The 1,580-nt window shown below is 47.4% G+C and carries 1 protein-coding gene; it reads left to right on the top strand.

Features of this window, described 5'->3' with window-relative positions; all coding sequences use genetic code 11:
- The first annotated feature begins 191 nt into the window (after positions 1–191).
- Positions 192–1,478 (top strand): DEAD/DEAH box helicase, encoded by a 1,287-nt coding sequence (locus A37S_RS25875; protein ID WP_051293403.1) that lies wholly within the window; start codon positions 192–194, stop codon positions 1,476–1,478.
- Positions 1,479–1,580: the final 102 nt, after the last annotated feature.

Raw genomic sequence — 1,580 nt, 5'->3', positions numbered from 1 at the left:
CAAGGCCAAGAAAAAAACTAGATTACCAAAACCCCAAGAGCATTTTTTATGCTACCTTAGACCAAAATGTTGCATTGGTGAGTTGAATCTACCCTCCTAGCCTCGTTTTCTGTTATAATGGTAATTCCATTTAAAAGGTGTAAATTTGCGGCTTACAAAAACGGCTGCTGCCGTTTCAAAAACTCAATATATTGCAATTTACAGATCTAAGTCTCGATGAGCCTTTGTTGAAGGCTATCAAACAACAGGGATATGAGACCCCTACACCCATACAGGAGCAAGCTATCCCCATCGCCCTAGCAGGAAAGGATTTATTGGGCTGCGCACAAACCGGTACTGGCAAGACGGCGGCATTTTCTCTGCCCATCCTGCATCACCTTTTGCAGGAGAAAGTATATAAAAAAGGAATCAAGGCGCTGATATTGACGCCAACTCGGGAACTGGCGATCCAGATAGAGGAAAACATTGCGGCCTATGCCACGTTTACCAAGATTTCGCATATGGTGGTATTCGGTGGGGTGAATATCAATACGCAAATAACCGCGCTACGCAAGGGAGTGGACATCTTGGTGGCTACACCGGGTAGGTTGCTGGACCTAATAGGACAGAAGGTTATCACTTTGGATAAGGTGGAGTACTTTGTGCTGGACGAGGCCGACCGCATGCTGGATATGGGCTTCATCCACGACATCAAGAAGGTAGTGAAAATGCTGCCTTTGCAAAGGCAAACCTTGTTCTTCTCAGCGACTATGCCTGACGAAATAGCTAAGTTGGCTAATACCATTTTGAATAATCCGGAGCGCGTGGAGGTGACCCCCGTATCTTCTACTGCAGAGAAGATCACGCAGCAAGTGTATTCGGTAGATAAACCCGATAAACCCAAACTGTTGACCCACCTGCTGAAAAAGGACAAGATGCATACCGTTTTGGTGTTTACCAGGACCAAGCACGGTGCAGACCGCTTGGTGAAGACCTTGCAAAAGCAGCACATTTCTGCTGCGGCCATTCACGGGAACAAATCGCAGAATGCCAGGCAGGCGGCACTTCAGGCCTTTAAGGCAAATAAATTGGCCGTGCTGGTAGCCACCGACATCGCTGCGCGTGGGATAGATGTGGAAGATTTGAAGTATGTGATCAATTACGATTTGCCCAATATTCCCGAAACCTACGTACATCGCATTGGCCGTACGGGAAGGGCTGGAGCCAGTGGCCTGGCCATTTCGTTTTGCGATTTGGAAGAGCGCGAATACCTGCAAGATATCGTCAATCTCATCAATTTGCCTCTTCCGGTAGATAACAGCCACCCCTATCCCATGAGAGATACCTTTGTGGCCGTTCCGTTGCCCAAAGGGGCAAAATCTAAGGCCGCAGTGGCAGCCAAAAAGGCTAAGCCCAAGCCGTCCTTCCACGGACGAGGAGACAGGCCTAGGAATAATAATGAACGGCCAAAGAGCAAGAACGACAGATGGAACAGGTAAATGGACAACGTAAGTTCAATTAAGAAATGCAACAAAGGTTGAAATAAACATGCCAATTGGGGGTACCCCCAATTGGCATGTTTAAGGGAAAAAAACGACTTT

Origin of the sequence: Olivibacter sitiensis DSM 17696 (assembly GCF_000427965.1) — a bacterium.
Classification (GTDB): domain Bacteria; phylum Bacteroidota; class Bacteroidia; order Sphingobacteriales; family Sphingobacteriaceae; genus Olivibacter; species Olivibacter sitiensis.
Note: the sequence above shows the minus strand (reverse complement) of the source record. Positions and strands in the feature narration are given on the sequence as shown.